30 protein-coding genes and 1 other RNA gene are annotated in these 26,936 nt (G+C 46.2%); 14 read left to right on the forward strand and 17 right to left on the reverse strand.

Going from position 1 to position 26,936, the window contains the following annotated elements:
* Window positions 1–21 precede the first annotated feature (21 nt).
* From ruvX to metK, 7 genes are all read right to left on the reverse strand, one after another.
* On the reverse strand, window positions 22–453 hold the full coding sequence (ruvX, locus tag L4C35_RS20395) for a Holliday junction resolvase RuvX (RefSeq protein ID WP_428464627.1): 432 nt from the start codon (window positions 451–453) through the stop codon (window positions 22–24).
* Complete coding sequence (locus L4C35_RS20400; protein WP_428464628.1) at window positions 450–1,013, reverse strand: YqgE/AlgH family protein; 564 nt, start codon at window positions 1,011–1,013, stop codon at window positions 450–452. The genes ruvX and L4C35_RS20400 overlap by 4 nt, the downstream gene beginning before the upstream one ends.
* A gap of 193 nt (window positions 1,014–1,206) precedes the next feature.
* On the reverse strand, window positions 1,207–2,154 hold the full coding sequence (gene gshB / locus L4C35_RS20405; RefSeq protein ID WP_428464629.1) for a glutathione synthase: 948 nt from the start codon (window positions 2,152–2,154) through the stop codon (window positions 1,207–1,209).
* A 16-nt stretch (window positions 2,155–2,170) separates the two neighbouring features.
* Window positions 2,171–2,902, reverse strand: a complete 732-nt coding sequence (gene rsmE / locus L4C35_RS20410) for a 16S rRNA (uracil(1498)-N(3))-methyltransferase (protein WP_428464630.1) — start codon at window positions 2,900–2,902, stop codon at window positions 2,171–2,173.
* Between the two features lie 146 nt (window positions 2,903–3,048).
* Complete coding sequence (locus tag L4C35_RS20415; RefSeq protein WP_428464631.1) at window positions 3,049–3,762, reverse strand: endonuclease; 714 nt, start codon at window positions 3,760–3,762, stop codon at window positions 3,049–3,051.
* Window positions 3,763–3,909: 147 nt separating this feature from the next.
* Window positions 3,910–4,392, reverse strand: a complete 483-nt coding sequence (locus tag L4C35_RS20420) for a SprT family zinc-dependent metalloprotease (RefSeq protein WP_428464632.1) — start codon at window positions 4,390–4,392, stop codon at window positions 3,910–3,912.
* A gap of 193 nt (window positions 4,393–4,585) precedes the next feature.
* Window positions 4,586–5,740 carry a methionine adenosyltransferase gene (metK, locus tag L4C35_RS20425; RefSeq protein ID WP_428464633.1) on the reverse strand — a complete coding sequence of 385 codons (1,155 nt, stop codon included), beginning with the start codon at window positions 5,738–5,740 and terminating at the stop codon, window positions 4,586–4,588.
* Between the two features lie 413 nt (window positions 5,741–6,153).
* On the opposite strand from metK, the gene tkt reads away from it, so the two are divergent.
* The 5 genes from tkt (at window position 6,154) to mscS (ending at window position 13,019) form a co-directional block, all read left to right on the forward strand.
* A complete protein-coding gene (gene tkt, locus L4C35_RS20430; protein ID WP_428464634.1) occupies window positions 6,154–8,151 on the forward strand; it encodes a transketolase in 1,998 nt (665 codons plus the stop codon).
* Between the two features lie 198 nt (window positions 8,152–8,349).
* Entirely contained in the window at window positions 8,350–9,399 is a 1,050-nt protein-coding gene (gene epd, locus L4C35_RS20435) for an erythrose-4-phosphate dehydrogenase (protein WP_428464635.1), read from the forward strand.
* Window positions 9,400–9,509: 110 nt separating this feature from the next.
* Complete coding sequence (locus L4C35_RS20440) at window positions 9,510–10,673, forward strand: phosphoglycerate kinase (protein ID WP_428464636.1); 1,164 nt, start codon at window positions 9,510–9,512, stop codon at window positions 10,671–10,673.
* A 138-nt stretch (window positions 10,674–10,811) separates the two neighbouring features.
* A complete protein-coding gene (fbaA, locus tag L4C35_RS20445; RefSeq protein ID WP_428464637.1) occupies window positions 10,812–11,888 on the forward strand; it encodes a class II fructose-bisphosphate aldolase in 1,077 nt (358 codons plus the stop codon).
* A 246-nt stretch (window positions 11,889–12,134) separates the two neighbouring features.
* Entirely contained in the window at window positions 12,135–13,019 is an 885-nt protein-coding gene (gene mscS, locus L4C35_RS20450) for a small-conductance mechanosensitive channel MscS (RefSeq protein ID WP_428464638.1), read from the forward strand.
* Between the two features lie 69 nt (window positions 13,020–13,088).
* Here the strand turns inward: mscS and L4C35_RS20455 are convergent, their stop codons facing one another.
* Complete coding sequence (locus L4C35_RS20455; protein ID WP_428464639.1) at window positions 13,089–13,595, reverse strand: YbaK/EbsC family protein; 507 nt, start codon at window positions 13,593–13,595, stop codon at window positions 13,089–13,091.
* Between the two features lie 266 nt (window positions 13,596–13,861).
* Between L4C35_RS20455 and L4C35_RS20460 the strand changes: the two genes are divergently transcribed.
* A complete protein-coding gene (locus L4C35_RS20460) occupies window positions 13,862–14,566 on the forward strand; it encodes an oxidative stress defense protein (protein ID WP_428464640.1) in 705 nt (234 codons plus the stop codon).
* A gap of 88 nt (window positions 14,567–14,654) precedes the next feature.
* Here the strand turns inward: L4C35_RS20460 and serA are convergent, their stop codons facing one another.
* The 5 genes from serA to zapA form a co-directional block, all read right to left on the reverse strand.
* Entirely contained in the window at window positions 14,655–15,884 is a 1,230-nt protein-coding gene (gene serA / locus L4C35_RS20465) for a phosphoglycerate dehydrogenase (protein WP_428464641.1), read from the reverse strand.
* A gap of 307 nt (window positions 15,885–16,191) precedes the next feature.
* Window positions 16,192–16,851, reverse strand: a complete 660-nt coding sequence (gene rpiA / locus L4C35_RS20470; protein ID WP_428464642.1) for a ribose-5-phosphate isomerase RpiA — start codon at window positions 16,849–16,851, stop codon at window positions 16,192–16,194.
* A 215-nt stretch (window positions 16,852–17,066) separates the two neighbouring features.
* The gene (locus L4C35_RS20475; protein WP_428464643.1) at window positions 17,067–17,675 is read right to left on the reverse strand and encodes a 5-formyltetrahydrofolate cyclo-ligase; all 609 of its coding nucleotides are present in this window, start codon (window positions 17,673–17,675) and stop codon (window positions 17,067–17,069) included.
* Between the two features lie 52 nt (window positions 17,676–17,727).
* A non-coding RNA gene (gene ssrS, locus L4C35_RS20480) (6S RNA) lies at window positions 17,728–17,911 on the reverse strand.
* Window positions 17,912–17,918: 7 nt separating this feature from the next.
* Window positions 17,919–18,221 (reverse strand): cell division protein ZapA, encoded by a 303-nt coding sequence (zapA, locus tag L4C35_RS20485; RefSeq protein ID WP_428464644.1) that lies wholly within the window; start codon window positions 18,219–18,221, stop codon window positions 17,919–17,921.
* Window positions 18,222–18,513: 292 nt separating this feature from the next.
* Between zapA and L4C35_RS20490 the strand changes: the two genes are divergently transcribed.
* The 4 genes from L4C35_RS20490 (at window position 18,514) to gcvH (ending at window position 22,204) form a co-directional block, all read left to right on the forward strand.
* Window positions 18,514–19,161, forward strand: coding sequence for a UPF0149 family protein (locus L4C35_RS20490; RefSeq protein WP_428464645.1), 648 nt, complete (start codon window positions 18,514–18,516; stop codon window positions 19,159–19,161).
* Window positions 19,162–19,180: 19 nt separating this feature from the next.
* Window positions 19,181–20,374, forward strand: a complete 1,194-nt coding sequence (gene ubiH, locus L4C35_RS20495; RefSeq protein ID WP_428464646.1) for a 2-octaprenyl-6-methoxyphenyl hydroxylase — start codon at window positions 19,181–19,183, stop codon at window positions 20,372–20,374.
* Window positions 20,375–20,376: 2 nt separating this feature from the next.
* Window positions 20,377–21,588 (forward strand): FAD-dependent 2-octaprenylphenol hydroxylase, encoded by a 1,212-nt coding sequence (locus L4C35_RS20500; RefSeq protein WP_428464647.1) that lies wholly within the window; start codon window positions 20,377–20,379, stop codon window positions 21,586–21,588.
* A 232-nt stretch (window positions 21,589–21,820) separates the two neighbouring features.
* Complete coding sequence (gcvH, locus tag L4C35_RS20505) at window positions 21,821–22,204, forward strand: glycine cleavage system protein GcvH (protein ID WP_428464684.1); 384 nt, start codon at window positions 21,821–21,823, stop codon at window positions 22,202–22,204.
* 63 nt (window positions 22,205–22,267) lie between these two features.
* On the opposite strand, the gene L4C35_RS20510 is transcribed toward gcvH, so the two are convergent.
* A complete protein-coding gene (locus L4C35_RS20510; protein WP_428464648.1) occupies window positions 22,268–22,468 on the reverse strand; it encodes a DUF1107 domain-containing protein in 201 nt (66 codons plus the stop codon).
* Between the two features lie 464 nt (window positions 22,469–22,932).
* Between L4C35_RS20510 and L4C35_RS20515 the strand changes: the two genes are divergently transcribed.
* From L4C35_RS20515 to nqrM, 3 genes are read left to right on the forward strand one after another with little or no spacing between them, the layout of a single operon-like run.
* Window positions 22,933–23,247, forward strand: coding sequence for a DUF134 domain-containing protein (locus tag L4C35_RS20515; RefSeq protein ID WP_428464649.1), 315 nt, complete (start codon window positions 22,933–22,935; stop codon window positions 23,245–23,247).
* Between the two features lie 51 nt (window positions 23,248–23,298).
* The gene (locus L4C35_RS20520; protein ID WP_428464650.1) at window positions 23,299–23,766 is read left to right on the forward strand and encodes a NifB/NifX family molybdenum-iron cluster-binding protein; all 468 of its coding nucleotides are present in this window, start codon (window positions 23,299–23,301) and stop codon (window positions 23,764–23,766) included.
* Between the two features lie 11 nt (window positions 23,767–23,777).
* On the forward strand, window positions 23,778–23,984 hold the full coding sequence (nqrM, locus tag L4C35_RS20525) for a (Na+)-NQR maturation NqrM (protein ID WP_428464651.1): 207 nt from the start codon (window positions 23,778–23,780) through the stop codon (window positions 23,982–23,984).
* Between the two features lie 4 nt (window positions 23,985–23,988).
* Here the strand turns inward: nqrM and L4C35_RS20530 are convergent, their stop codons facing one another.
* The 3 genes from L4C35_RS20530 to ygfZ are packed head-to-tail and all read right to left on the reverse strand — an operon-like array spanning window position 23,989 to window position 26,441.
* Window positions 23,989–24,927, reverse strand: coding sequence for a LysR family transcriptional regulator (locus L4C35_RS20530; RefSeq protein ID WP_428464652.1), 939 nt, complete (start codon window positions 24,925–24,927; stop codon window positions 23,989–23,991).
* Window positions 24,928–24,985: 58 nt separating this feature from the next.
* Entirely contained in the window at window positions 24,986–25,468 is a 483-nt protein-coding gene (locus tag L4C35_RS20535) for an aminoacyl-tRNA deacylase (protein WP_428464653.1), read from the reverse strand.
* Window positions 25,461–26,441, reverse strand: a complete 981-nt coding sequence (gene ygfZ, locus L4C35_RS20540) for a tRNA-modifying protein YgfZ (RefSeq protein ID WP_428464654.1) — start codon at window positions 26,439–26,441, stop codon at window positions 25,461–25,463. The genes L4C35_RS20535 and ygfZ overlap by 8 nt, the downstream gene beginning before the upstream one ends.
* Before the next feature lie 234 nt (window positions 26,442–26,675).
* On the opposite strand from ygfZ, the gene L4C35_RS20545 reads away from it, so the two are divergent.
* The gene (locus L4C35_RS20545; RefSeq protein ID WP_428464655.1) at window positions 26,676–26,936 is read left to right on the forward strand and encodes an FAD assembly factor SdhE; all 261 of its coding nucleotides are present in this window, start codon (window positions 26,676–26,678) and stop codon (window positions 26,934–26,936) included.

Below are 26,936 nucleotides of genomic sequence, written 5' to 3' on the forward strand. Positions count from 1 at the left end.
AATTGAGTGGTGATGAGGCGGTTATTCGCCGTATTGACGTTCGAACCAACTTTCCAAAATAACCACTGCCGATTGGGAATCGACGTTGCCTTTGCTCAGCGAACGGTAGCCACCGTGGTTGAATAAATCTGATTTAGCCTCAACAGTCGTTAGGCGTTCATCGTGCAGTTCAACTTTGCAGCCAAAGCGACCATGTAGACGGTTGGCGAACTTTTTAGCGCGTGGGGTAATGGCTGGCAGTTCATTTCCTTCTAAATCGAGCGGTAGGCCGACGACCACTAAATCGGGTTGCCATTCTTTGAGTAATTTTTCGATGTCATCCCAGTTAGGTACGCCATCGCGGGCTTTGAATGCATTTAATGGATTAGCAGTACCTGTTAGCTCTTGGCCGATAGCGGCACCTATGCTGGTGGTACCATAGTCAAACGCTAATACACTTCGAGAGTTGCTCATGCATGTCCTTTATCAATAGAAAGATTGGCGGCATTGATACCCAGTTTAGCCACGGCTTTTTGCCAGCGTTCGTTGATTGGGGTATCAAAAAGAATCGCGGGATCGGCCTCAATAGTGAGCCAATGATTATCCACTAATTCTTGTTCAAGTTGACCTGCATCCCAGCCCGCATAGCCTAAAGCGACTAAGAATTTTTCAGGTGAATCGTCAGAGCCTAGAATAGCGAGAATGTCTTTTGAGGTGGTAACACTCAGATGAGGGGTGACTTGAATACTGGAGCTGAAGACGCCACCGTGGTTGTGCAGGACAAAGCCACGATCGCTCGAGACAGGACCACCATTAAAAACGGGTTGCTCTAGCCGCTGCGCTTGGGTCACAGGTAGGCTGCGCTCAAGTTCGAGCTGTTCCAGCATATTCGTTAATGAAATATCGATAGGTACGTTAACCACAACGCCCATCGCTCCTTCATCATTGTGCTCGCACACATAAACCACACTACGCTTGAAGCTGGAATCTTGTAAGGATGGCATCGCAATCAAAAAATGATTTGTCAGATCCATTATCTAGGGTACCTCATGGCGTACAGAAAACAGGGAAACAAGAATACTGGTAAGTATGCCGAGGAATTGGCGAACTGTCGATATTGGCTTAGCGCGTAGCGGCTCAGAAAAGAAAATCGCCCATCATTGATGACTAACCATTTGCTATGACAAGGTCGGTAATGCATGACGGGCGAGTCTGATAGGGTTGGAATTAAGCGTTTACGCGGCGCTCAATCGCATCCATCAGCTTACCTGTGATTGAAATATCAAAGGCGGCTTCGATTTCACGGATACAAGTCGGGCTGGTTACGTTGATTTCCGTTAGCTTGTCGCCAATCACATCCAGGCCAACAAAAATCAGGCCTTTTTCTTTTAGCACTGGTGCGACAGTTTCAGCGATCTTACGATCGGTTTCACTGATTGGGCGTGCTTCACCACGACCACCCGCTGCTAAGTTACCTCGGGTTTCCCCTTTGGCTGGAATACGCGCTAGGCAGTAAGGCATAGGTTCACCATCAACCACTAAAATACGCTTATCACCGTTGCTAATATCAGGTACAAACGTCTGCGCCATGCAGTAGTTTTCCCCCATCGCGGTTAAGGTTTCGATGATAACAGAGACGTTCGGATCGCCTTTCATCACACGGAAGATCGATGAACCACCCATGCCATCAAGTGGTTTTAGGATCACATCACCATGTTCTTGGTGGAACGCTTTGATCTTGTCAGCACGACGTGTCACTAACGTGGTTGGGGTTAATTCTGGGAACCATGCCGTGAACAGTTTTTCGTTACAATCACGCAGGCTTTGTGGTTTGTTAACGATCAGTGCACCTTCGTTTTCAGCACGCTCAAGAATGTAAGTCGCGTAGATGTATTCTGTGTCGAACGGAGGATCTTTACGCATTAGTACGGCATCAAGATCCGACAGCGCAATTTCTTGTTCGCTTTGGAATTCAAACCAGCCGTTTGGATCTTCTTGTAGCGTGACGACGCGAGTACGTGCCACCGCTTTACCTTGTTCTAGCGATAGGTCATTCATTTCCATGTAATGAATTTCCCAACCACGGCGCTGAGCTTCCATCATCATGGCAAAGCTGGAGTCTTTTTTAATGTTGATAGACTCGATAGGGTCCATCACGATACCCAGTTTGATCATTGCTGTTTTCCTCTTGTTAGCCCAGATCGCCGAAGCGAACTTGTAAAGCAGTAATAGCTGTCATTGCGGTTGTCTCGGTACGCAGTACACGAGGGCCCAGCAAGACTTCATCAAAGGTGTATTGCTCGGTCATTGAAATTTCGTCAGCCGATAAGCCGCCTTCAGGACCAATCAGCAGTTTCACTTTGGTGACAGGCTCTGGCAGGGTGTTAATTGAGTAGGTGGCACGAGGATGCAGGTTCAGTTTCAAGCCGTCGTACGCTTCGGCACACCAGTCTTCTAGCTTCATGACTGGACGAATTTCAGGCACCACATTACGCCCACATTGTTCGCAGGCAGCAATTGCTATCTTCTGCCACTGCCCCAGCTTTTTCTCGAAACGTTCAGCATTTAGCTTAACGCCACAGCGCTCTGAAATCAGCGGGGTAATGGTTTTAACACCTAGTTCTACCGACTTTTGAATGGTGAATTCCATTTTTTCACCACGAGAGATCACTTGTCCAAGATGAATATCGAGCGGCGATTCGACGCTATTTTCATTGCGAGCTTGGATTTCAACCTCAACATTTTTTTTGTTGGCGGCGGTGATCACGGCTGGGAACTCGGCATCACTGCCGTCAAACATCAGCACTTCTTGACCTGGCTGCATACGCATTACGCGGCCGACGTGGTTGGCTGCATCATCACAAAGCATCACTTTTCCTTGGGATGGCAGTGACTCTGGGTGGTAAATACGTGGAATTCTCATGGTTAGGTCGATAACTCAATAGTAAATAAATTGACAAGCAGAATACTAACATGGATACGCGCGAGGTGAATTACAAGAGGGCGGGCATGTTTATCGCCTTTTTCTTGTGGATGCCGTCGCGACGCATCAAGTTTGCTGCTGAAAGATTACAGCTTAGCCTTATTACAGGCTGCTAAAACAAAAGGATTGTTGGTGCCTTGTGTTGTTTTAATGCGACGGTCACGCTCACATTCCCATTGATCAACAGGGTATTGGCGATTCCATGCTTCCATTAACTGGCGTTGCTGGCGTGATAGATTTAACTCGCGGTATTCCTGCGCCATGTATAAATAGATTCGTGAAATAGCACCGCGAGAAGCCTCTGGCGGGTCGACACGTTTGCTTTTGAAGTCGACCTTCATGTCACATTGGCCATAAAACGCTCCCTTGTTGCCATTCCACGGTAGGAATTGGTAATTAGAACGGTCGCCGTTTACTTCACCAATCGCGGGGGTCAGGTTATGCAGATCCGATTCCATCACTTTGAAGCGTTTGTCTTTACGACAATTTTTACGGCCGCCGTCTTGCCAGCATTGCAGCTGGTGACCAAATTGCCACGCAGGAACCACGTGTTCCCACTCAATACGACTGGCGCGTTTAAGTTGTTTACGCACTTGGTAGCCGCAATTATCAAGATCTGGGATCCCTTTTTTGCCTTGCCATTTAATATCACAGCCGCAATAAAAACTCACCGGATGATCTTTATAAATTTTAATCGCCTGCTTTTTCGCATTGGAAAATGAGGTCGGGTGTTTACCTTCGGCATGACTCGCGGTGGGTAATAACAGCAGGCCGAGAAGGGCTAAGTAGGCGCGTTTCATGGATGTATTCGCTCGCAATAGGTTTGATAGGCTTATCAATATCTTACTATTTTAGAGCTATATCACGCCATGATGTACCAATAACTTACGCAATTACACCGTACTGATAGAAATAGTATGAGCGAGCGGGGAGCAGGGCTGCAGGTATTATGGGCACAGAATAAGCGGTTGGCGGCACTGGCGGCAGTGATAATTGGCCTGTCCGCGTGCCACTTTATTGTGACGGCGTACCGTGAGTTGATGTTGGCTACATTGGCATTGATAGGGGAACGTTTTGCCTTGCACTGAGCTGACATCAAAACTGTGAGTGGTGCGGGCGGGAAGACCAAAGACTTGGGTCATGATGGTTTGCCACTCTTTGCCATGTGGTCGAACGCGACCAAATAGCTTAAAGGTGATCAAATGCGCGACTTCGTGTGGCACCACTTCATCGAGAAAAGCTTGTGGGTTTTCTTTTAGCAATACGGGATTAAAGCGTACTTCCCATCCCTGTAACCGTGCACTACCTGCAATTTTGCCCCCTTGACGAAAGCTAACGGCAGGCATCGCAAAACGCTTTTGCAGACGTTGATTAGCATGCGAAATACAGGATTCGACTTTAGCGATAACTTGGGATTGAAGTGAGGGCATGGTGTGCTTTAGGTTGCTGGTGGAGCAGGCAGTATAAATAGTTTAGGGAAACGCGACAATAATAGCTAGCTCTTGCTTAATGCCTTGTTGGCTGCGATGAGCTTGGAGAAAATCGTCCCAAACAGGCAATAAAAAAGGAAGCCGAGGCTTCCTTTTTTCTATCAAGATTCGCTGGCTTAATGCCGAGGCAAACTTACTTGATGTTAGCGAAATCGCGTAGGATTGCCGCTTTATCTGTTGCTTCCCAAGGGAATTCGTCACGACCAAAGTGGCCGTATGCCGCCGTCTTTTGGTAGATAGGCTGAAGTAGGTTCAGCATTTCTTGTAGACCGTAAGGGCGTAGGTCGAAGTTCTGACGAACTGCTTCGATGATGATGTCGTGAGACACTTTTTCAGTACCGAAGGTTTCAACCATGATAGATGTTGGATCGGCAACACCGATAGCGTAAGACAGTTGGATTTCACAACGATCGGCCAGGCCTGCTGCAACGATGTTTTTCGCTACGTAACGTGCTGCGTATGCTGCACTGCGGTCAACTTTTGATGGATCTTTACCAGAGAATGCACCACCACCGTGACGTGCAGCGCCACCGTAGGTATCAACGATGATCTTACGACCTGTTAGACCACAGTCACCCATAGGGCCACCGATAACAAAACGGCCGGTTGGGTTGATGAAGAAGTTAGTGTCTTTGTTGATCCACTCTGCAGGCAGTACTGGCTTGATGATTTCTTCCATTACGGCTTCACGTAGATCCGGTGTGGTTACTGAATCACAGTGTTGCGTTGAAAGCACAACTGCATCGATACCAACAATTTTGCCTTGGTCGTATTGGAAGGTCACTTGAGATTTCGCATCTGGACGAAGGAAGTCTAGTTTACCGCTCTTACGCACTTCAGCTTGCTTCTTAACAAGAAGGTGAGAGTAAGTAATTGGTGCTGGCATTAGGATGTCAGTTTCGTTGGTAGCGTAACCGAACATAATACCTTGGTCACCTGCGCCCTGCTCTTTAGGGTCTGCTTTATCAACACCTTGGTTGATGTCTGGTGATTGCTTACCGATGGTGTTTAGTACAGCACAAGAATTGGCATCAAAGCCCATGTCTGAGTGAACGTAACCAATTTCACGCACTGTTTCACGTGTGATTTCTTCGATATCAACCCAAGCTGATGTCGTTATTTCACCGCCAACCATTACCATGCCGGTTTTTACGTAAGTCTCACAAGCAACACGTGCTTTTGGGTCTTGCTCTAGAATTGCATCCAATACTGCATCAGAAATTTGGTCTGCAATTTTATCTGGATGACCTTCAGATACTGACTCAGAAGTAAACAGGTGTTTTGCCATGAGAATTCTCACTTGTAGGTATTCATAATAGTAATATAAGTAGCACTTTTATGCGGGCTAGGTGCCGTTCTATTCACACGTATATACGTTCGTATGTATAGAGCTACTTCCGTCTAGACGGCTATAATACGCAAACGAGAGTGAAAATCAACAATACTTATTTTGTGGTTTCTAAATATTGATGACGCAAACGATTACTTTAACTGTGCGAAATTTCTGCGTTTTTGTGGCACTAAGGTAGCAGCTTGTTGAAAACAGACTTATTTTGTTCAGGAAATCGTTTGCAGTAAGGGTAAATACTTTGCGACAATACCCGCCCGCCGATTCCTGGTTAATTTGCTGCGCCTGATACAGGTAGTTTTAAGACAAGCAAATAACCATATTACAACAGTCTACGAACCTCTGGAGCAGACATGTCTTCTCGTAAAGATCTAGCTAATGCAATTCGTGCCCTAAGCATGGATGGTGTTCAACAAGCTAACTCAGGCCACCCAGGCGCACCTATGGGTATGGCTGATATCGCTGAAGTACTGTGGCGTGGCCACATGAACCACAACCCACAAAACCCTGAGTGGGCTGATCGCGACCGTTTCATTTTGTCGAACGGCCACGGTTCAATGCTAATTTATTCTCTGCTTCACCTGACGGGTTACGATCTTTCTATCGAAGATCTGAAGAACTTCCGTCAACTGCATTCTAAAACACCGGGTCACCCTGAATATGGTTACGCACCGGGTGTTGAAACAACAACAGGTCCTCTAGGCCAAGGCATCACTAACGGTGTTGGTATGGCAATGGCTGAAAAAGCCCTAGCTGCACAATTCAACCGTGAAGGCCACGACATCGTTGACCATAACACGTACGTGTTCATGGGCGATGGCTGTCTAATGGAAGGTATCTCTCACGAAGCCTGTTCACTTGCTGGCACATTAGGCCTAGGCAAGCTTGTTGCATTCTGGGATGACAACGGCATCTCTATTGATGGTGAAGTTGAAGGCTGGTTCTCTGACGATACGCCTAAGCGTTTCGAAGCGTACGGCTGGCATGTGATCCCTGCGGTTGATGGTCACGATGCTGACGCAATCAACGCGGCAATTGAAGCGGCTAAAGCAGAAACCGGTCGTCCAACGCTTATCTGTACTAAAACAGTTATCGGTTTTGGTTCACCAAACAAAGCGGGTACGCACGACTGTCACGGCGCACCACTAGGCGCTGAAGAAATTGCAGCAACGAAAGCGCAACTTGGCTGGAACCACGGTCCATTTGAAATCCCTGCTGATATCGCAGCACAGTGGGATGCAAAAGAAGCGGGCGCAGCGAAAGAAGCAAGCTGGAACGAGAAGTTCGCAGCGTACCAAGCGGCTTACCCTGAGCTAGCAGCAGAATACAAGCGTCGTGTAAACGGTGAACTACCTGCACAGTGGGAAGAAAAAGCATCAGCAATCATTGCTGATCTTCAAGCTAACCCAGCGAACATCGCATCACGTAAAGCATCACAAAATGCACTAGAAGCATTTGGTGCTATGCTACCAGAATTCATGGGCGGCTCGGCTGACCTTGCGCCTTCTAACCTGACTATGTGGTCGGGCTCTAAATCGCTAACAGCTGATGATTTCGCGGGTAACTACATCCACTATGGTGTACGTGAGTTCGGTATGACAGCTATCATGAACGGTATTGCGCTACACGGTGGTTTCGTACCATACGGCGCAACTTTCCTAATGTTCATGGAATACGCGCGTAACGCAATGCGTATGGCTGCACTAATGAAAGTGCAAAACATCCAAGTTTACACCCACGATTCAATCGGCTTAGGTGAAGATGGTCCAACGCACCAACCGGTTGAGCAAATTGCTTCACTGCGTCTAACGCCAAACATGAGCACATGGCGTCCATGTGACCAAGTTGAATCAGCGGTAGCTTGGAAACTGGCAATTGAACGTAAAGATGGCCCAACATCGCTAATCTTCTCGCGTCAAAACCTTGCACAGCAAGAACGTAACGCAGAGCAAGTGGCCAACATCGCTAAGGGTGGTTACATCCTGAAAGATTGTGTGGGTAAGCCTGAGCTAATCATCATTGCAACAGGTTCTGAAGTTGAACTAGCAGTAGAAGCAGCAGCACAACTAACGGCTGAAGGCCGTTTGGTTCGCGTAGTTTCTATGCCAGCAACAGACGCGTTCGATAAGCAAGACGCAGAATACCGTGAGTCTGTACTGCCAGCTGACGTAACAGCACGTATCGCTGTTGAAGCAGGTATTGCTGACTTCTGGTACAAGTACGTTGGTTTCGGTGGCAAGATCATCGGTATGACAACATTTGGTGAGTCTGCACCTGCAGGCGAGCTGTTCAAAATGTTCGGTTTCACCACTGAAAACGTTGTGAACACAGCCAAAGAACTACTTGCGTAATCGTACGTAGTTTATGCTGAATAAAGGCTTCCTTCGGGAAGCCTTTTTTATTGATGGATATGAAATTGGCTGCAACTCAAACGGTATTTATGTGGGCTAAGCATATAAATGTTAAATGGTGAGAAGAGTCACATTTATGGTGATTCTGGGCAGAGCTTGTTATACACTTACGCGGCTTAATTCTTATGTAGCACGGATATGACACTAAAAGTCGCAATTAACGGATTTGGCCGTATTGGCCGCAGTGTGTTACGCGCCCTGTACGAGAGCGGTAAACACCAGCAAATAGACATCGTGGCAGTCAACGAGTTGGCTGAGCCAGAAGCAATGGCTCACTTGTTGCAATACGACACTAGCCATGGTCGTTTCTTTAAGCCTGTCTCTCATGATCAGGAGCACTTGTTTATAGCCCATGAAAATGGTGAACAAGATTCAATTCGCATCCTTCATCAAAGTGATTTAAACCTTCTTCCTTGGCGTGATCTCGACGTTGACATCGTATTCGACTGTACGGGGATCTTTGGTTCGCGTGAAGATGGCTTAGCCCACATTCAAGCTGGCGCTAAGAAAGTGTTATTCTCACATCCTGCTGCCACCGATATCGACAATACAATCATTTATGGTGTAAACCATGAAACACTGAAGCCAGATGACCGCATAGTGTCGAATGGTTCGTGTACCACTAACTGTATTGTCCCTGTTATTAAAGTGTTGGACGACGCCTTCGGGATTGAGTCGGGCACCATCACAACGATTCACTCTTCCATGAATGACCAACAGGTCATTGATGCGTACCACACCGATTTACGCCGAACTCGCGCTGCTAGCCAATCAATCATTCCTGTTGATACTAAATTACATTTAGGAATTGGCCGCATTTTTCCGAAACTTTCTGACAAGTTTGAAGCTATTTCGGTCCGAGTACCGACAATAAATGTGACAGCGATGGATTTAAGCGTCACAGTTAAAACAAATGTGAAAGTTAATGACGTAAATCAATCACTGTTGGACGCGACTCGTTGTACATTAGCAAATATTGTAGATTACACTGAAGCACCACTGGTCTCGATCGACTTTAATCACGATCCTCATAGCGCGATAGTCGACGGTACACAAACCCGAGTCAGTAATCAGCATTTAATAAAAATGCTGGTGTGGTGTGATAACGAATGGGGATTTGCCAATCGGATGTTAGATACCGCATTGGCGATGCATCAAAGCTACGATGGTCTCCCAACGGGAGAGTAGCCTTTTAGCCTGCACTAACGGCTAAAGTAGACAGATAAAGTAAAGAATTCGTGAGTTGGGCACAGTGCCGAGCTTGAAAGATTTTAGCTAACTTTGAAAAGGGACAAAGAATGTCTGTAATCAAGATGACTGACCTGGAACTTGCAGGTAAACGCGTATTTATCCGTGCTGACCTAAACGTGCCAGTAAAAGACGGTAAAGTAACTTCAGATGCACGTATTCTTGCATCTCTACCAACTATCAAAATGTGCCTAGAAGCAGGCGCAAAAGTAATGGTTACTTCTCACCTTGGTCGTCCTACTGAAGGCGAATACGCTGAAGAGTTTTCACTAGCGCCTGTAGTTAACTACCTAAACGACGCACTAGATTGCGACGTTAAACTAGCAAAAGATTACCTAGATGGCCTAGAGCTGAACGCTGGTGAGCTAGTTGTTCTTGAAAACGTTCGCTTTAACAAAGGCGAAAAGAAGAACGAAGAAGAGCTATCTAAAAAATACGCAGCACTATGTGACATCTTCGTGATGGACGCATTTGGTACTGCTCACCGTGCACAAGCATCTACTCACGGTGTAGGTACTCACGCTCCTGTTGCCTGTGCTGGTCCTCTACTAGCTGCAGAACTTGAAGCACTAGGCAAAGCAATGGACAACCCTGCTCGTCCACTCGTTGCTATCGTTGGTGGTTCTAAAGTATCTACTAAGCTGACTGTTCTTGAGTCACTATCTAAAATTGCTGACCAACTTGTTGTTGGCGGCGGTATCGCAAACACATTCATTGCAGCTGAAGGCCACAACGTTGGTAAATCACTGTACGAAGCAGATCTAGTTGAAACTGCTCAAAAACTAATGAAAGAGTGTTCAATCCCTGTAGCGACTGACGTTGCATGTGCGAAAGCATTTGACGAAAACGCAGAAGCAGAAATCAAAAACGTTGCTGACGTTCAAGACGATGACATGATCTTCGACCTTGGTCCTGATTCAACTGCGGCACTTGCTGAAATCATCGGCAATGCAAAAACAATTCTTTGGAACGGCCCAGTTGGCGTATTTGAATTCAAAAACTTTGAAGCAGGTACTGCGGGTATTTCTAAAGCAATCGCAGAATCAGAAGGTTTCTCTGTTGCAGGCGGTGGTGACACCCTAGCAGCTATTGATAAATTCGGTATTAAAGCTGACGTTTCTTACATCTCTACAGGTGGCGGTGCATTCCTTGAGTTCGTTGAAGGTAAAGTACTTCCTGCAGTAGCTATGCTTGAAGAGCGTGCGAAAGCGTAATTTTTAATGTGGGAGCCTAGTGCTCCCATATTTAAATGTTTGTGAATTAGGTCAGGTTTTTATAGAATACTGACCCAGTAGCAAACGTTTGCAAAGATTTAAAATTCACAAAGACAACAAGTTAATAGGACTATTGTTATGTCTAAGATCTTCGATTTTGTAAAACCTGGTGTTATTTCTGGCGACGACGTACAGAAAGTTTTTGAAGTAGCAAAAGAAAACAAATTTGCTCTTCCTGCTGTAAACGTAGTAAACACTGATACTATCAACGGTGTACTAGAAGCAGCTGCTAAAGTTAAAGCGCCAGTTGTTGTTCAGTTCTCGAACGGCGGTGCTGGTTTCTTCGCTGGTAAAGGCGTTAAACTTGAAGGTCAAGGCGCACAAATCCTTGGTGCTGTAGCGGGTGCAAAATACGTACACGCTGTAGCTGAAGCTTACGGTGTTCCAGTTATTCTTCACACTGACCACGCTGCTAAGAAACTTCTACCATGGATCGACGGTTTACTAGACGCTGGTGAAGCATTCTTCGCTGAAACGGGTAAGCCTCTTTTCTCTTCTCACATGATCGACCTTTCTGAAGAGTCTCTAGAAGAGAACATCGAAATTTCTGGTAAATACCTAACTCGCATGGCGAAAATGGGTATGACACTAGAAATCGAACTAGGTTGTACTGGTGGTGAAGAAGACGGCGTTGATAACTCTGATATGGACGCATCTGAGCTTTACACTTCTCCTGAAGATGTTGCTTACGCGTACGAGAAACTAGTTGCTATCAGCCCACGTTTCACTATCGCTGCATCTTTCGGTAACGTACACGGTGTTTACCAAGCAGGTAACGTTGTACTAACTCCAACTATCCTACGTGATTCTCAAGCATACTGTGCTGAGAAATTCGGTATCGCACCGAACGCACTAAACTTCGTATTCCACGGTGGTTCTGGTTCTTCTGAAGCAGAAATCCAAGAGTCTATCGGTTACGGTGTTATCAAAATGAACATCGATACTGATACACAGTGGGCTTCATGGGATGGTGTTCGTCAATACGAAGCTGCAAACCGTGATTACCTACAAGGTCAAATTGGTAACCCAACTGGTGAAGCTGCGCCAAACAAGAAGTTCTACGATCCACGCGTATGGCTACGTGCTGGTCAATCTTCTATGGTTACTCGTCTTGAGAAAGCATTCTCAGACCTTAACGCAATCGACGTACTATAATTTATAGTCGCCTATTGCTTTAAAGCATTTAAGTTGATGAAAAGCTCGCATTTTGCGGGCTTTTTTTTGTTTAAAATTTGCTGCTTGATAAGCTATGTTTGTTGTCACGATAAGATTAATTATTTTATTGTCAGGGAAGAATGGCTGATAATGCCCCGCAAATCATAAAATCGCTGTTATAGTCACTGATGATTATTCTATTTGGTATAAGGCCAAGATAGGCGAGTTAATAGAGAGAGAGTAAATATGACCGAGAGTGTAGCCGACAAGGTAGTCGATACTATTACTGAAAACGAGCTAACGTCAGGCGTATTGAATGCTGGTACTTGGGTTGCTGATAACCAAGACCTACTGATTCAATATGCGGTTAACCTTGTTTCTGCTTTGCTGATTTTGTTTATTGGTAACTTAATCGTTAAAGGCATCGCGAATGGCGTAGCAAAAGTGCTGCGTAAGAAGAACATGGATGATGCGGTTGTTGAGTTTCTTCACTCACTAGTGCGTTACCTGCTATTTGTTATCGTATTGATTGCCGCTTTAGGCCGTTTGGGTGTGCAAACCGCCTCTGTGGTTGCTGTGATCGGTGCCGCGGGCTTAGCGATTGGTCTTGCACTGCAAGGTTCACTGTCTAACTTTGCTGCGGGTGTATTGATTGTTAGCTTCCGTCCATTTAAATCTGGCGATTACGTTGAGATTGGTGGCGTAGCGGGTTCGGTTGAGTCGATTCAGATTTTCTCAACGGTACTAAAAACACCAGATAACAAAATGGTTGTGGTGCCAAATGGCTCAGTAATCGGTAGCCCGATCACTAACTATTCTCGTCATGCGACGCGTCGAATCGATTACGTGATTGGCGTATCTTACGATGCGGATCTAAAAAAGACCAAAGAAGTGTTAGCACGTGTTGTCGCCGCTGATCCTCGTGTGTTGAAAGATCCAGAGCCTACCATTGGTGTAGTCGCATTGGCTGATTCATCGGTAAACTTTGTGGTTCGCCCATGGGTGAAAACAGAGGATTACTGGGGTGTGTACTTTGATTTGCTACAAGCAATTAAAGAAGAGTTGGATAAAGAAAATATCGCTATTCCATTCCCACAAATGGATGTGCACCTTAATAAGTTAGAAGGCTAAGTTGCTTTCGCTTATATAGATAACATTAAAAATGGCGCTCGAGGAGCGCCATTTTTTATATTGGGAGGGTTACGCTGGAATATCTGTAGGCAACCGAATCACCTTATTGGGTAAAGCCGTTAAGAGAGTATCGAGGTGCTTGGTCTCAAACGCAAAGGTATAGTCAGGTTTACCTGGGGTATACATCAGCTCTTGATGTAAATAGACCACAGGGTCGACTAAAATAATCACATCGTCAGGCAGTGCGAAGGGGCAGACCGCGCCCGGTACACATGCGATAGCTGCAACCATCTCTTCATTACTGCATACCGATACGCGTTTACCTATGACTTGCTTGACCAACCTGCTATCAAGACGGCTATCACGGTGGGTTAAGAGTAAACAGTACCCCCCACCTTTTATCTTCATAAATAAGCTTTTACTGGGAGCCGCCGTCCAGCCTAATTCAGCTGCAATACGAGCATCGGTTTCAAAATCTAAAATCGGCTCATGTTGCCAAGCTTGATAGGGCACATTCGCGTGGTTGAATAAGTCGATATTGGTTTGGTAGATCTGCTCTAATGTATTCAGCGCCATATTGAATCCACAGTCCGTCTGCTAAATTGAGTGACAATAAAAAGCATCATAGCGGCAAGCGCTAGATCGATACCGCGTTTTAGCTTGGGTTTTTACAACCTCGGGGAGTTTTGCTGCAATACTTGCTGCTATAGTTCGTGCATCTTGACGTAAATTTACAATAAAACACTGTTCAGATTTAAAATGCTTTGCTAGAGTATTGTCTCGTTAGGATGATTCCTAATATTTGTTGTCCAAGACATATTCATGCTTGTAGGAGAAATAGAATGAAAAAGACGTTACTGGCCACTGTACTTGGTGCGACAGCATTACTTTCAACGAGTGTATCTGCGGCTGATGTGGAATTTCCGCACCTGGTTACTCAAGGCAACGGTGAAGTGACTGTCACGGCAGATATGGCTATCTTGCATGTTGAAGTTGCCGAAAAGCGTGAAACCGCAAAAGAAGCAAAGCAAGCGGTTGATAAAGCGGTTGTTGCTTTCATGGCGCGTTTAGAGAAACAAGGTGTGAAACGTGAAGATATTAAGAGCGCCAATATTTCATTGCACCCAGAATATACGTACCCTAAAAATAAAGAGCCTAAATTGATTGGCTATCGTGCGAACCGTCAAGTGACAGTAACGGTCCATCAGCTTGCGAAGTTAAATACTTACCTTGATGGGTCTTTGGTTGATGGCATTAACCGAATCCAGAATATTGAGCTGAAAAGCAGTAAAGAAGCTGAGATTAAACAACAAGCACGGTTAGCGGCGATTAAAGATGCCAAAGCAAAAGCAGAATCGGTCGCAAGTGGCTTCGGGGAAAGTTTAGAGGGGGTATGGAAAATTACCTACCTGACCCAAAATGTGCAGCCTTATTACGCCCAAGCACGTATGGCATCTTACTCGGCGAATGATGCCGCTGAGAGCTATCAAAATGATCAGTTAGTGATTAAAGACAGCGTGGACGTGGTATTTAAGCTGGTTGATTAATCTGAATATTAAACACGAAACAGAATGAAGAAAGGCCGCACTAGTGTGCGGCCTTTTGCTATTTAGCGTTCTGTTTTTTACTTAGATCTTAGTGCAGAATTCGCGCTCTAATGGTGCCTTCGATTTGCTTGAGTTTACTAAGCGCTTCAGCAGAGCGTTCCGTTTCAACATCAATCACCACATAACCAATCTCAGCCCCTGTTTGTAGGTACTGTGCCGCGATGTTAATGCCTTCGGTAGCGAAAATGGTCGTAATTTGGTTCAGAATGCCAGGTCGGTTTTCGTGAATGTGTAACAAGCGAGCACAGTCACGGTGTTCCGGTAATGATACTTCTGGGAAACCAACCGCCGATAAAGTTGAGCCATTATCTGAGTATTTCGCCAGTTTCCCCGCGACTTCAAGACCGATATTGGCTTGAGCTTCTTGGGTTGAACCACCAATGTGTGGTGTGAGTAATACGTTATCGTATTGCATGAGTGGTGACTCAAACGGGTCTTTGTTGGTTTTAGGCTCAACAGGGAATACATCAACCGCTGCGCCTGCAAGGTGCTTGCTTTCAAGTGCGCTACACAAAGAGTCAATATCAACCACAGTGCCGCGGGCGGCATTAATGAAGATAGAGCCTGGCTTCATGCGGGCAAACTCTTCTGCGCCCATCATATCTTGGGTTTCAGGCGTTTCAGGTACGTGCAAACTGATCACATCACATTTGTTGAGTAGCTCGCTCATCGAGAAGACTTGGGTGGCGTTACCCAGCGAGAGTTTGTTTTCAATGTCGTAGAAGTACACCCGCATCCCGAGATTCTCAGCCAAAATACCTAATTGAGTCCCAATGTGGCCGTAACCAATAATACCAAGGCGTTTACCTCGGGCTTCAAAGGAGGCATCGGCGGATTTAAACCACTCACCGCGGTGGGCTTTCGCGTTCTTTTCTGGAATGCCGCGCAGTAGCAATAAGATTTCGCCGAGTACGAGTTCAGCCACGCTACGGGTATTAGAGAATGGGGCATTGAATACTGGGATACCACGGCGAGTTGCTGACTCAAGTTCAACTTGGTTAGTACCAATACAGAAACAACCAACAGCCGCGAGTTTCTTCGCTGCAGCAAACACTTCTTCAGTCAGTTGGGTGCGCGAGCGGATCCCAACAAAATGTGCGTCTTTGATCGCTTCGATTAGCTCATCACCTGCTAGAGAGCCTTTATGGTACTCAATGTTGGTGTAACCCGCTTGTTGAAGCACTTCAATTGCTGAAGGGTGGAGGCCCTCGAGTAGAAGCACTTTGATTTTTTCTTTATCCAGTGAAACGTTATCCATGGGGTTCTTATCCTTAAAAACGCAAGTGAAGTCAGAGTTCGCTAATTATTCTGCTTATAGCCGCTAGGGCATAATACGTAAATACGGCAAGCATCTGCAAAATAGCAGTAAAACAACAAATATCAGTAGGTTGCAGGGGAGCTATTGGGTTAGCTCGATACTATAAAGCCTAGCTTGAAAGCGTATATTGGTTAATAACGTATCAAAAAATAATCAATAAGGGTAAGAATATTACAAAAAATTGAATAAAAAACGGCGCAGAGGGCGCCGTTTTGTAATCAAGCAACATAACGTATCGGGAATACGGTTACTTTTCGAATTTTTTCACGCCTTCAGGGCTACCAACAAGCAGTGCGTCAGCACCACGAGCAGCGAACAAGCCTACTGTTACTACACCTGGTAGGGCATTGATCTTCTGCTCTAGGTCTTTGGCGTCTGTGATCTTCATGTTGTGAACATCAAGAATGATGTTGCCGTTGTCTGTTACACAGCCTTCACGGTAAACCGGGTCGCCGCCTAGCTTAACCAGCTCTCGACCAATGAAAGAGCGAGCCATAGGGATCACTTCAACCGGTAGTGGGAATTGGCCAAGTACATCAACTTGCTTGGTGTCATCAACAATACAGATGAACTTTTTCGCGATAGCCGCCACGATTTTTTCACGTGTTAGTGCCGCGCCGCCGCCTTTGATCATGTCGAAATCGCCATTGATTTCGTCTGCGCCATCAACGTAAACATCAAGGCTTGATACTTCGTTTGCATCAAATACAGGAATACCAATCTTCTCTAAGCGTTCGGTTGAGGCTACAGAGCTAGAGACAGCACCTTTGATTTCTTCTTTGCGCGATTCAAGAGCATCAATGAAGTGATTAACGGTTGAGCCAGTGCCCACACCGACAATGCTGCCTTTTTTCACGTAATCGAGTGCAGCCCAGCCGGCAGCTTTTTTCATTTCATCTTGAGTCATGCTTTATCTCCTGGTCGTAATGATGACGAGCGTTGGGAGCGCTGATTATAGCTAACAGTGTGAACTTCGTCAGGAGAAAATGTTGACCTATGTCTCTGTTTCACCAATAAAAACCAAGACAGCTTTGTAATACAGAGACTTAGCGGGTGGAATTTTTTCAATACTGAGCCAAACGTTTGCTTTTTCGGGGGTGTTTCGTGCTACTGGTGGTGGTTTTATGCGGTTGGCCAGGTAAATATATGGCCAGGAGTAATGATGGTAGGTAGTGGCACATCCCAGGTTTCATGAGGAAGCTGTTCGACAAGTTGGCAATCATGAGCAAGCCCAAGAGGGTAAGGGTGGAGTCGATATTGATGCCAAGGTGACAGCGTTCGATCGTAATAACCGCCGCCCATCCCAAGGCGTTGACCTGTGCGATCAAAAGCAACCAGTGGGGTGCAAATAAGATCTAATTCACCAGCGGGTTTGACCAGGCGAAGATCAAGGACGGGTTCTTGGATACCGTAGCGATTTGATTGCATCACTGTGGTGCTGGTGTAGTGAAGAAATAAAAGATGCCCTTTACTGAACGGGTGCAGCACAGGTAAATAGACCTGCTTTTGTTGTTGCCACAGCCAATCAATCACGGGTTGGGTATCAATTTCACCATCATTCGATAAATACAAAGCGATATGCTGGGCGTGAGCAAAATGTTGGGATTGTTGGCATTGCTGCAGCAGTAGCTGAGCGGCCTGAGCTTGTTGATTCGTAGTGAGTGCTTGGCGCTGAGTGCGTACTTGATGACGGATTAATTGTCGAGGCGAGCGTGTAACCGTTGAACTCATAGGTCATCCAATGACGAAAATGAATTGGTAAAGCAAGAACGCGATCTAGAAGGTATGCCCCAAGGTGCCGTGGTAAATCTAAGCCCTTGAACCAGATGTTCAAGGTGGACCGGCAACATTAACCGTAGGCTTCTCAGTCGGGCTGAGCATGCTCAATAGCTAATAAAAAAGCCAATCCTGGGTATTTGCTTATCGGCTCGGGGACGTTGATTCACTCACGAACACCCCAGGGTCAATTCATTATCAACGCTTTGGTTGATTTTGCAATGCTTTATCTAACGTTTCTGCTAATTGGCTGATTCGATTGGATAAATCATCGGCTTTATTGTCTATTTCTCGACGCTCACTATGCAATTCACTGCAAATGTTAAGCCCCGCGAACATTAAAAGTTGTTCTGGATTAGAGACTTTGGTGCGCTCAGATAAAGTTTTCAGCCGCAGGTCAAAATCTTCGGCTGCAGCAATAAGCGCCGCTTCTTGGCCCGTAGGACAGTTTACCTTTAAGGTACGACCTAAAATTTTGATTTCAACTGCCTGATTACTCATAAAGTCTCTTATCTGATCCGTGTCAGCGTGTCTGTAAATTACACCCTGCTTGCGATAGGGAGTCAATATAGAATAAAGCCCTTTCAACATGCAAGTCTGTACACTGTGCTTTGCGGCTTAGCACCGTTTGACTACTCAGTTAATAGGCAGTCTGGTGTAAACATCACCCAAACAAGGGCCGTGATGATAGCTCAATCACAACTGGGGTCACCCTCGTTATTTATGCCGCAAGGTATAAGTGGTAGCATACCATAATAACGATTTACGCCAATCTAGATAAGGTAATCACCGCATGAGTGAAGCAAAACTACCCGCTTACAATGTTCTTGATAGTGAACTGAAAAATCACGGTTTAGCTGTGTCGCCGTCTGAGCTGCATGGCTTATTGATGGGAATGATTTGTGGTGGTTTAGCCGTATCCGACGAAAGTTGGGTCGCTGCAGTGTGCGATTATGCTAACCAAGGTGAGCCATTACTAGACAGTGCCAAAGCTACTGTGCGCCAAGTGTTCGATGCCGCTTCTGGCGAATTGCACAGCATGGCCCAAGTTTTATTTACCTCGACAGCGGCTGAGTTAGCTGAAAGTCAGTTTGAAGTGTCGCTGTTACTGCCAGCAGAAAGCGAAGAGCTTGAAGTGCGCGCGGAAGCATTGAGTGAGTGGGTAACTAATTTCATCTCAGGCATGGGCTTGATGGGGATGAAAAAAGCCGAGCTTACCCCTGATGTTACCGATGCCGTGGCTGCACTGGAAGAAATTGCACAGCTTGGCATTAACGAAGATGAAGACATGGATGAACAAGCGCAATTGCTTGAGCAGATCATTGCTTATGTGCCTGAGTGTGTGTTGAGCTGTTTAGTTGGTTTAGGCCAACGTCCTGATTCGGTTGAACAACCAAACATTCCAGGTATGCCTGCGGATGATGAGCCAACGTTACACTGATCCAAATTTGAAGTAAGGGATGAATGTGAAGCACTTTGATGTCGTGATTGCCGGTGGTGCGATGGCGGGAGCCTCGCTAGCGATTGCACTCGACACCCTCAGCCAGCAAGGTTTGAGGGTGGCGGTGGTAGAAGCAGTCGAACCTCAGCTAGACAGCCACCCAGGGTATGATTCGCGTTGTATCGCGTTATCCTTGGGGACTGCTGCATTATTAGACACCGTGGGCGTATGGCAAACCTTACGCTCAGAGGCGACCGCTATTTCTGATATTCATGTCTCTGATCGTGGTCATGCCGGCATTGTTCGCCTAAGTGCGCAGCAACAAGCCGTTGAGGCCTTGGGTTATGTGATTGAACTGGCTGATGCTGGTCGTGTGTTTCATCAACACTTAACCGAGTGCCAGCAAGTTACTCTGTATTGTCCGAGTAGCATAGTGGCGATTGAACGCCAGCAGCAAAGTGTCATGCTATCGCTCAGTTCAGGTGATCAAATCGCAACATCGCTATTGGTAACGGCCGATGGTGCCTTATCTGGTTGCTGCGACATGCTGGGTATTGAGCGCGATGAGCATGATTTTGAGCAAGTGGCGATCATTGCTAATGTGACGACATCTGAGCCACATCAAGGCCGCGCGTTTGAGCGATTCACCCCTTATGGTCCCGTTGCCTTACTGCCAATGTCTGAAGGGCGTAGCTCTTTGGTGTGGTGTGTTAAACCTGAGCATCATCACCAAGTGATGAGCTGGAGTGACAGTGAATTTCTCGCTGAACTTCAGCAAGCCTTTGGTTGGCGTTTAGGGGCGCTGGTTAAAACAGGTCAACGTGCGTCATATCCTCTGTTACTTCGTCAGGCGAAACGCATAACGACGCACCGTGTCGCCGTTGTGGGTAATGCTGCGCAAACGTTGCATCCGATAGCTGGACAAGGTTTTAATCTTGGACTGCGTGATGTCATGACACTGGCAGAAGAAATTGTGGCGGCTTTCGAGCAAGGCCGCGATATTGGTGGTACTGCGATGCTGAGTCGTTACCGTCAACGCCGTCAGCCCGATCGTCAAGCCACTATTAACATGACGGCAGGCTTGGTCGGGCTGTTTGCCAATGATTGTTTACCATTAGTGGCAGGACGTAATTTAGGTTTAATGGCCATGAGTGCTGTTGATACATTACAAGCACCGCTGGTTAGGCGTGCCATGGGACAGGTAGAAAGATAATAATGATGCAAAGTGTTGATGTCGCCATTATTGGCGGTGGAATGGTTGGGCTAACGCTCGCAGCTGCGCTAGCGGATACCGAGCTACGAGTGGCGGTAATTGAAGGCCAGTTACCTGAACCTGAATTAGCCGATCTACCCGATGTACGAGTTTCGGCGTTAAGCCGCGCCAGTGAGCGTATTTTACGTGGCGTAGGCGCTTGGCCGGGTATTGAAGCGCGTCGCTTTGCACCGTATTCAAAAATGCAGGTGTGGGAGCAAGATAGCTTTGCCAGCATTGATTTTGATGCTACGCGTCTCGCTCAGCCTGATCTTGGGCATATTGTTGAGAATCGCGTGATCCAACTTGCCTTGCTTGATCGGGTAAAACAGCTAAGTAACGTGACCTTGTTAGCGCCAGCGCGCTGTCATACGATCGCTTTGGGTGAAACTGAAGCGTGGCTGAGCCTAGAGTCAGGCCAAAGCCTTACCGCTAAATTGGTGGTGGGCGCAGATGGCGCGAATTCGTGGTTGCGCAATCAAATGTCGATCCCTTTAACACATTGGGATTACGGCCACAGTGCGATTGTAGCCAATATTCGTTGTACTGAGCCGCATGATAATACTGCTCGTCAGGTTTTTCGTCCTGAAGGGCCATTAGCGTTTTTACCTTTGCACGAACCTGATCTCTGCTCGATTGTGTGGTCGGTATCACCCGCAAAAGCGCAGGAGTTATGTGGATTAAGTGATGCTGAGTTTAATAAGGCGCTGACCGTTGCCTTTGATAATAAACTTGGCTTATGTCGGGTCGAAGGTGATCGTCAGGCATTTCCTCTAAAAATGCGTTATGCCCGAGATTTTGTTCGTGAACGTATTGCGCTGGTGGGAGATGCTGCTCATACCATTCACCCATTAGCAGGACAGGGTGTCAATCTTGGTTTGTTGGATGCGGCGAGCTTAGCTCAAGAAATTAAAGCCTTGTGGCTAAAAGAGCAAGATATTGGTAAGCGTGCCAATTTGCGTGATTACGAACGCTGGCGTAAAACTGAAGCGGCGAAAATGATCACCGCGATGCAGGCTTTCCGTGATCTGTTTGATGGCAGTCACCCAGCTAAAAAATTGGTGCGTGATTTGGGTATGTTGATTGCGAATAGTGCGCCAGGTGTCAAAGATGAATTTATGCGTCGTGCATTAGGGTTATCAGGTGCATTACCTGAACTTGCGAAGCACCGCTAATCGTCAAATAGAATACAAACAAATATAACCGCCATACTGGGATCAGTATGGCGGTTTTTTTAGGGCGGTATTTCTATTTTCCTGAACAAATTTGTCTAAGTTAGCACTTTTCATCTACATTCATTATCAGTGCGTTTATGTGTGAATAACGTACTTAACTCCTCAGTTATATACAGCGCGTTTTGGCATAGGCTGCGGGCTGTTTTCATAAGGATATTTAGCCATGAGTTATGTGCCGACTGAATTGCTTTTTACCAATACACACGAATGGATCCGCGATGAAGGTGATGGGGTGTACACCATAGGGTTGACCGATCATGCCCAGTCTCTGCTCGGAGACATGGTGTTTGTTGATCTTCCTGAAGTCGATGCCGCTACCGATGCGGGAGAAGAGTGTGCTGTTGCTGAATCAGTAAAAGCCGCTTCTGATATCTATGCCCCCTTAACGGGGATTGTGATTGATACGAATGAAGATCTGGAAGGGTCGCCTGAGTTGGTTAACAGTGATCCCTATGGCGATGGTTGGCTATTTAAAGTGAAGTGTGACGATGAGGGAGAGTTGGACGAATTGATTGACGCAGAGCGTTATCAAGATCTTATTGATGAATCAGAGTAAGCACTATCGCAGAGACAAAAAAGCCCACGATATAAGTGGGCTTAAACTATGTATCAGTTTCTGCTAGTACACGCGAATACGGCGAATCTCCTGATTCACTTCATTCACTGTCTGGTAATGACGCTGTTGCGCTTTTACCGGTACCAGTAACAATCCATTGTTAAATTCATACCCGCCACGGCCATCTATATAAACTCGGCCGCTGAATAAACGACTAACGTGCTTTGCGACAAGCTTTGGCATGTAACGTTTGAACATTCGCATAAAAAACTAACCTTCCATTGGTCTCGAACGCAGCCATTATAAAACAACACACATTTCACTTTTGTGACTGAATTAGCATAACGCGTTTATTATTATCTATTGATTGGTTTATTTATTTGTTCATATTTTAACTTGCAGTTAATTATTCTGTGGAGGTTGTAATTTAACCAATGGATATGAGAGATGAATAGTTTAGCGCTTCTGCATATTATCCAAAGCTTAGCTATTGTTTTGTAAGGAATAAAAAATGGCCTACCTACTATTTTGATAGCTTATTTATGCTTATTGATTATTTTGCTTGTTTAATGTTTGAACACCTCTGGATTAGCCAGTGATGCTATCTAGTATTTTGTGCTGTTATTACTAACTGGTATTAGCAGTTGATTTGTTTTGGATCAATACAAGGTTATTGGCATATGCTAATAATGGGTTGTTAGCATATGCCAATAACTAAAGGAGTTATGATGGCTCGACCTAAACTCGCTCGTCGCATTGGTTGCCGACCAGCCTATAGCTGCTTTAAACCTAATGGTGTGCCTATGTCCGAGTTATCTCATCATCAGCTTGCCGCTGATGAGTTAGAAGCGATTCGGCTGGTGGACTTGATGGGTTTGCAGCAGCAACCTGCCGCAGAGCAGTTAGGTGTTTCTCGTCAAACGTTGGGGAACATTTTAGCCTCAGCCCGCAAAAAAATAGCCCAAGCCTTAGTTGAAGGCATGGCGTTAGAGCTGCAGTCAGCACCGTTAGCAGACAAGCAAGCTGCGAATAATAAAGAATAATTTAATAACCCAATTCTTAGTCAATAAGATTGAATCAGAGAGAATCACGAAATGTTACGAGCAATAGCTGTAAATGCAGCGAATAACGTGGCAGGCCATTTTGGTAAAGCCCCTGAATTTGTAGTGTACGACGCGCAAGGTCAGCTGATCGAACGCATGACAAATAGCGGCAGCAAAGCGATAGGTTGTAAACATAAGAAACAGCTTCAGCGCCGCTTTAGCGAGCTTGGTGTACAAGAAATTGTGTTAGGCAGTATTGGTCAGCGCTCACTTGCTCGCTTATTACAGGCTGGCTTTGTTGTGAGCCAAGTTGCGGCTCGCACGCCAGTGAGTGATGTACTGGCAGGCACGGCAAGTAAACTTAACTTAACGGCAGCTGAGCAAGGCCGCCCATGCAAACGAGAAAAAGGTGATTGCGGTTGTGGTTGTGGTAGCAAGAAAGCAGCGACACCTAAAATTGGTATGGTGATGAATACCATGTCACGTTTGCCTGGTCTTAGTCGTATCAAGCTTAAATAAAGGAGTGACGAATGACTTATCTATTAACCTTGGCTGTTTTCTTATGCGTGATAGCGGCTATGGCGATTGGTTGGATTGTGAAGAAGAAGACGATTGCTGGTAGTTGTGGTGGCTTAGCCAATGTCGGTATCGATAAAGAATGCGACTGTGAAGAAGTGTGTGATACCCATAAGTTGTATCAGATCCAAGAACCTTCTGCTAAGCCTTCAGCACAATAGCGGATTATTGGCGTTGGCGTAACGCATGGACGCGTTCCGTAACTGTGTCTTGTACGACTTGGCGTAACCAAGTGAGTTTAGGGTTTTCACTATTACGGCGTTGCCACAGCAAGTTAATGTCGAAATCGGCAATGTCGACGGGGGGCGGGCACTGCGTCAATTGATCATTAAAAATATCGAGTTGCGCCATTAAGCGCGACACCACGCAGATCAAGTTTCGGCCTGTGAGTAAGTGGCGAATAGTCAAAAAGTTGCGCGATCCCAGTGCAATATGACGCTGAAAGCCTTGGTCGGCCAGTTGTTTATCAATACCGCTACACAATACCCCATCGGGAGAGACCAGCGCATGTGGTGTAATGATATAGCGCGCGAGGCTAACCGGAGCACTTAATCCTGTTGCATTACTGTCAAACAGACAAACGTGATCTTCGGTATATAAGTATTGGCTATCGAGCTCTTTACTATCCGTGCGCATGGACCCAATCACGATATCAACATGACGGTCGTTAAAGGCATTGAGGTAATTATGGCGATCAATATTACAAAAACTGAGGTGGCACTGTGGAGCGAGCTGCTGCAAAGTATCGAACAGTGCAGGAGCAAAAAGCAGTTCTGCATAATCGGTCAAGCCAATCGTAAAAGTGCCAGTGTAATCATCTGGCACAAAGCGTTCTGGCTGCAAAACTTGATTGGTGATCATCGCCAAAATGGTATCAACCGTTGGCGCAAGATCGACGGCCCGCGCGGTCGGCACCATAAGGTGCCCCTGACGTTCGAATAAAGGGTCGCCTAACAGTTGACGCAAGCGCGATAAATTATGACTCATTGCGGATTGACCGATAGACAGTTTATCTGCTGCTCGCGTTACACTGCGGTGTTCCATTAGTGCGGAAAACGCGACTAATAAATTAAGATCTACACCGCGCCAGTTAATCGACTTCATGGATTCCCTTTATTCACTTTAGTACTTACTTGGCTATCACGATTGATTGTCGATGCGTTTAACGGCAAATGTCGGCCATCATAGGATCGCACAAGATCAGTAGATCATCTTTGCTGAGTTCAACTCCTGCCATACGATCGCCACTGCTGATATTGACCAGCTCATGTTGCTCTATGCTTTGATCAAAAATAAGGGGCAGTGGGTTTTTCAGCCCAATGGGTGCAACCGTACCTATCACAAGCCCAGTGACTTTTTCGACATCAGTTGCATCAGCACAGGTCATGCGGCGACAACCAAAAATATCACGGACTTTTTTCGGATCGACTTGCGCAGGCCCTGGTACGCAGGCTAATACATGAAAGCCACTCATATCACGCAGCAGAATCGATTTCACCATTTGCTGGGGATCGACGCCCCGTTCTTGGGCGGCCTCTTCAATGGTTTTTGCTGGCTTACTGTGTGGTAGAAGGCGATATTCCACGCCTTCTGCTTCGAGTAATTGAATCACAGCGGTTTGTGTAACTGACATGGTGTTATTCATCTTCCAACGAGTAAGGTAGTGCTTGTGTTGCCCATAGGTTAGCTGGCTGCGCGGCTAAGCGAAACTGGGTATCTTCATCAAGATCATTTGGCAGTACCACGAGGGCAATGGCTTGGTTATCTGAGAATTGGTAACCCGCGATAATCGTGCCGCCTTTGCGCCAGTTTTCACCGACACTACGCTCTAAAGCATCACCTGCTTGCGGGCATTGTTCTGTATCACCTTGTACAATATACATGGCACGCTTATTGGTCCCGCGGTATTTAGCACGTGCTACCGTTTCTTGGCCCACGTAGCAGCCTTTCTTAAAGCTGATGCCACCAACGGCTTGTAAATTCGTAGCTTGTGGCACAAATTCAAGTTCAGTTGCTGCTTCAATACGAGGCAGTGCAGCCTTAATATCGTACAGATCCCACAGTGGACTTGTGACCAATTGAGCGTTGGTTGCCAGTTGGCTAGCCAGCACATCAGCTTGCTCTGGTGCAACGGCGATTAACCAACGCTGTGCATCGACTTGAACGGCAGTACCACCTTCAAATGAACGAACTTGGTCGCTGCCTGCAAAGTGCTGATCGATAACCGCTTGCGCTTGGTCACCGCATAGGCCCAGCAACACATCTTGCCCTTCTTCAATCTCAACTTTAGAAAATACCGCGTATTTTTTCAGTTCAGGCAGTTGGGTTGCCATGATGCTTTTTCGTTGCAGTAAGGCATAACCTTGCTGGTGGTGAAATAGACGGAAAATCGTGCGCATTTTTCCTTTTGCATCACAATGTGCCCCGAGTGTTGATAGGCTCGGTTCGAGTGTGACGACATCACAGGTTACTTGACCTTGTAGGTACGATTTTTTGTCATCGCCGACTAAAGTAACCAGTGACCAATCAGAGAGATCGACCAAGGATAAAGCGGGTAGAGCATCGCTGCTAGCTACTGGAAGATGTTCAAAATTGAAAGCATTTGACCAAGTGCTCATAAGGCGTTTCCACAGTTTGGGTAACCACGTTGGGCCGCGGCATGTTGCTGGCGGACGTAATCACAATAATGAAGTATATGTTGCTATGGTAATGGGCTAAGGGGGATTTGTCAGCTATCGATCAGATACAGCTCTCATCTTGGCAGATTGCTTGTCCTTGCGCATAGTAGCGGCTATTGGTGACTGGTACTATATCGCTAAAATTAACAACCAAGTTGAACATTGAGGTTGAACATGATCAGTGCAGATGAAAGAGCACGTGTTAAATGGGCTTGTCGCCGCGGCATGCTTGAATTAGATGTCATTATCATGCCGTTTTTTGAAGAGTGCTTTGATGAATTACCAGAGCAAGAGCAGCGTGACTTTATCTCTTTGCTTACGTGTGACGATCCCGACTTATTTATGTGGGTAATGAAGCACGGTCGTAGTGAAAATCCGGCTCATGCTGCTATGGTGGATAAAATTATTGCCCTTAACGACAGCAAACTTCGTTAA

Origin of the sequence: Photobacterium kagoshimensis, from assembly GCF_050337045.1 — a bacterium.
In the GTDB taxonomy this organism is placed as follows: domain Bacteria; phylum Pseudomonadota; class Gammaproteobacteria; order Enterobacterales; family Vibrionaceae; genus Photobacterium; species Photobacterium kagoshimensis.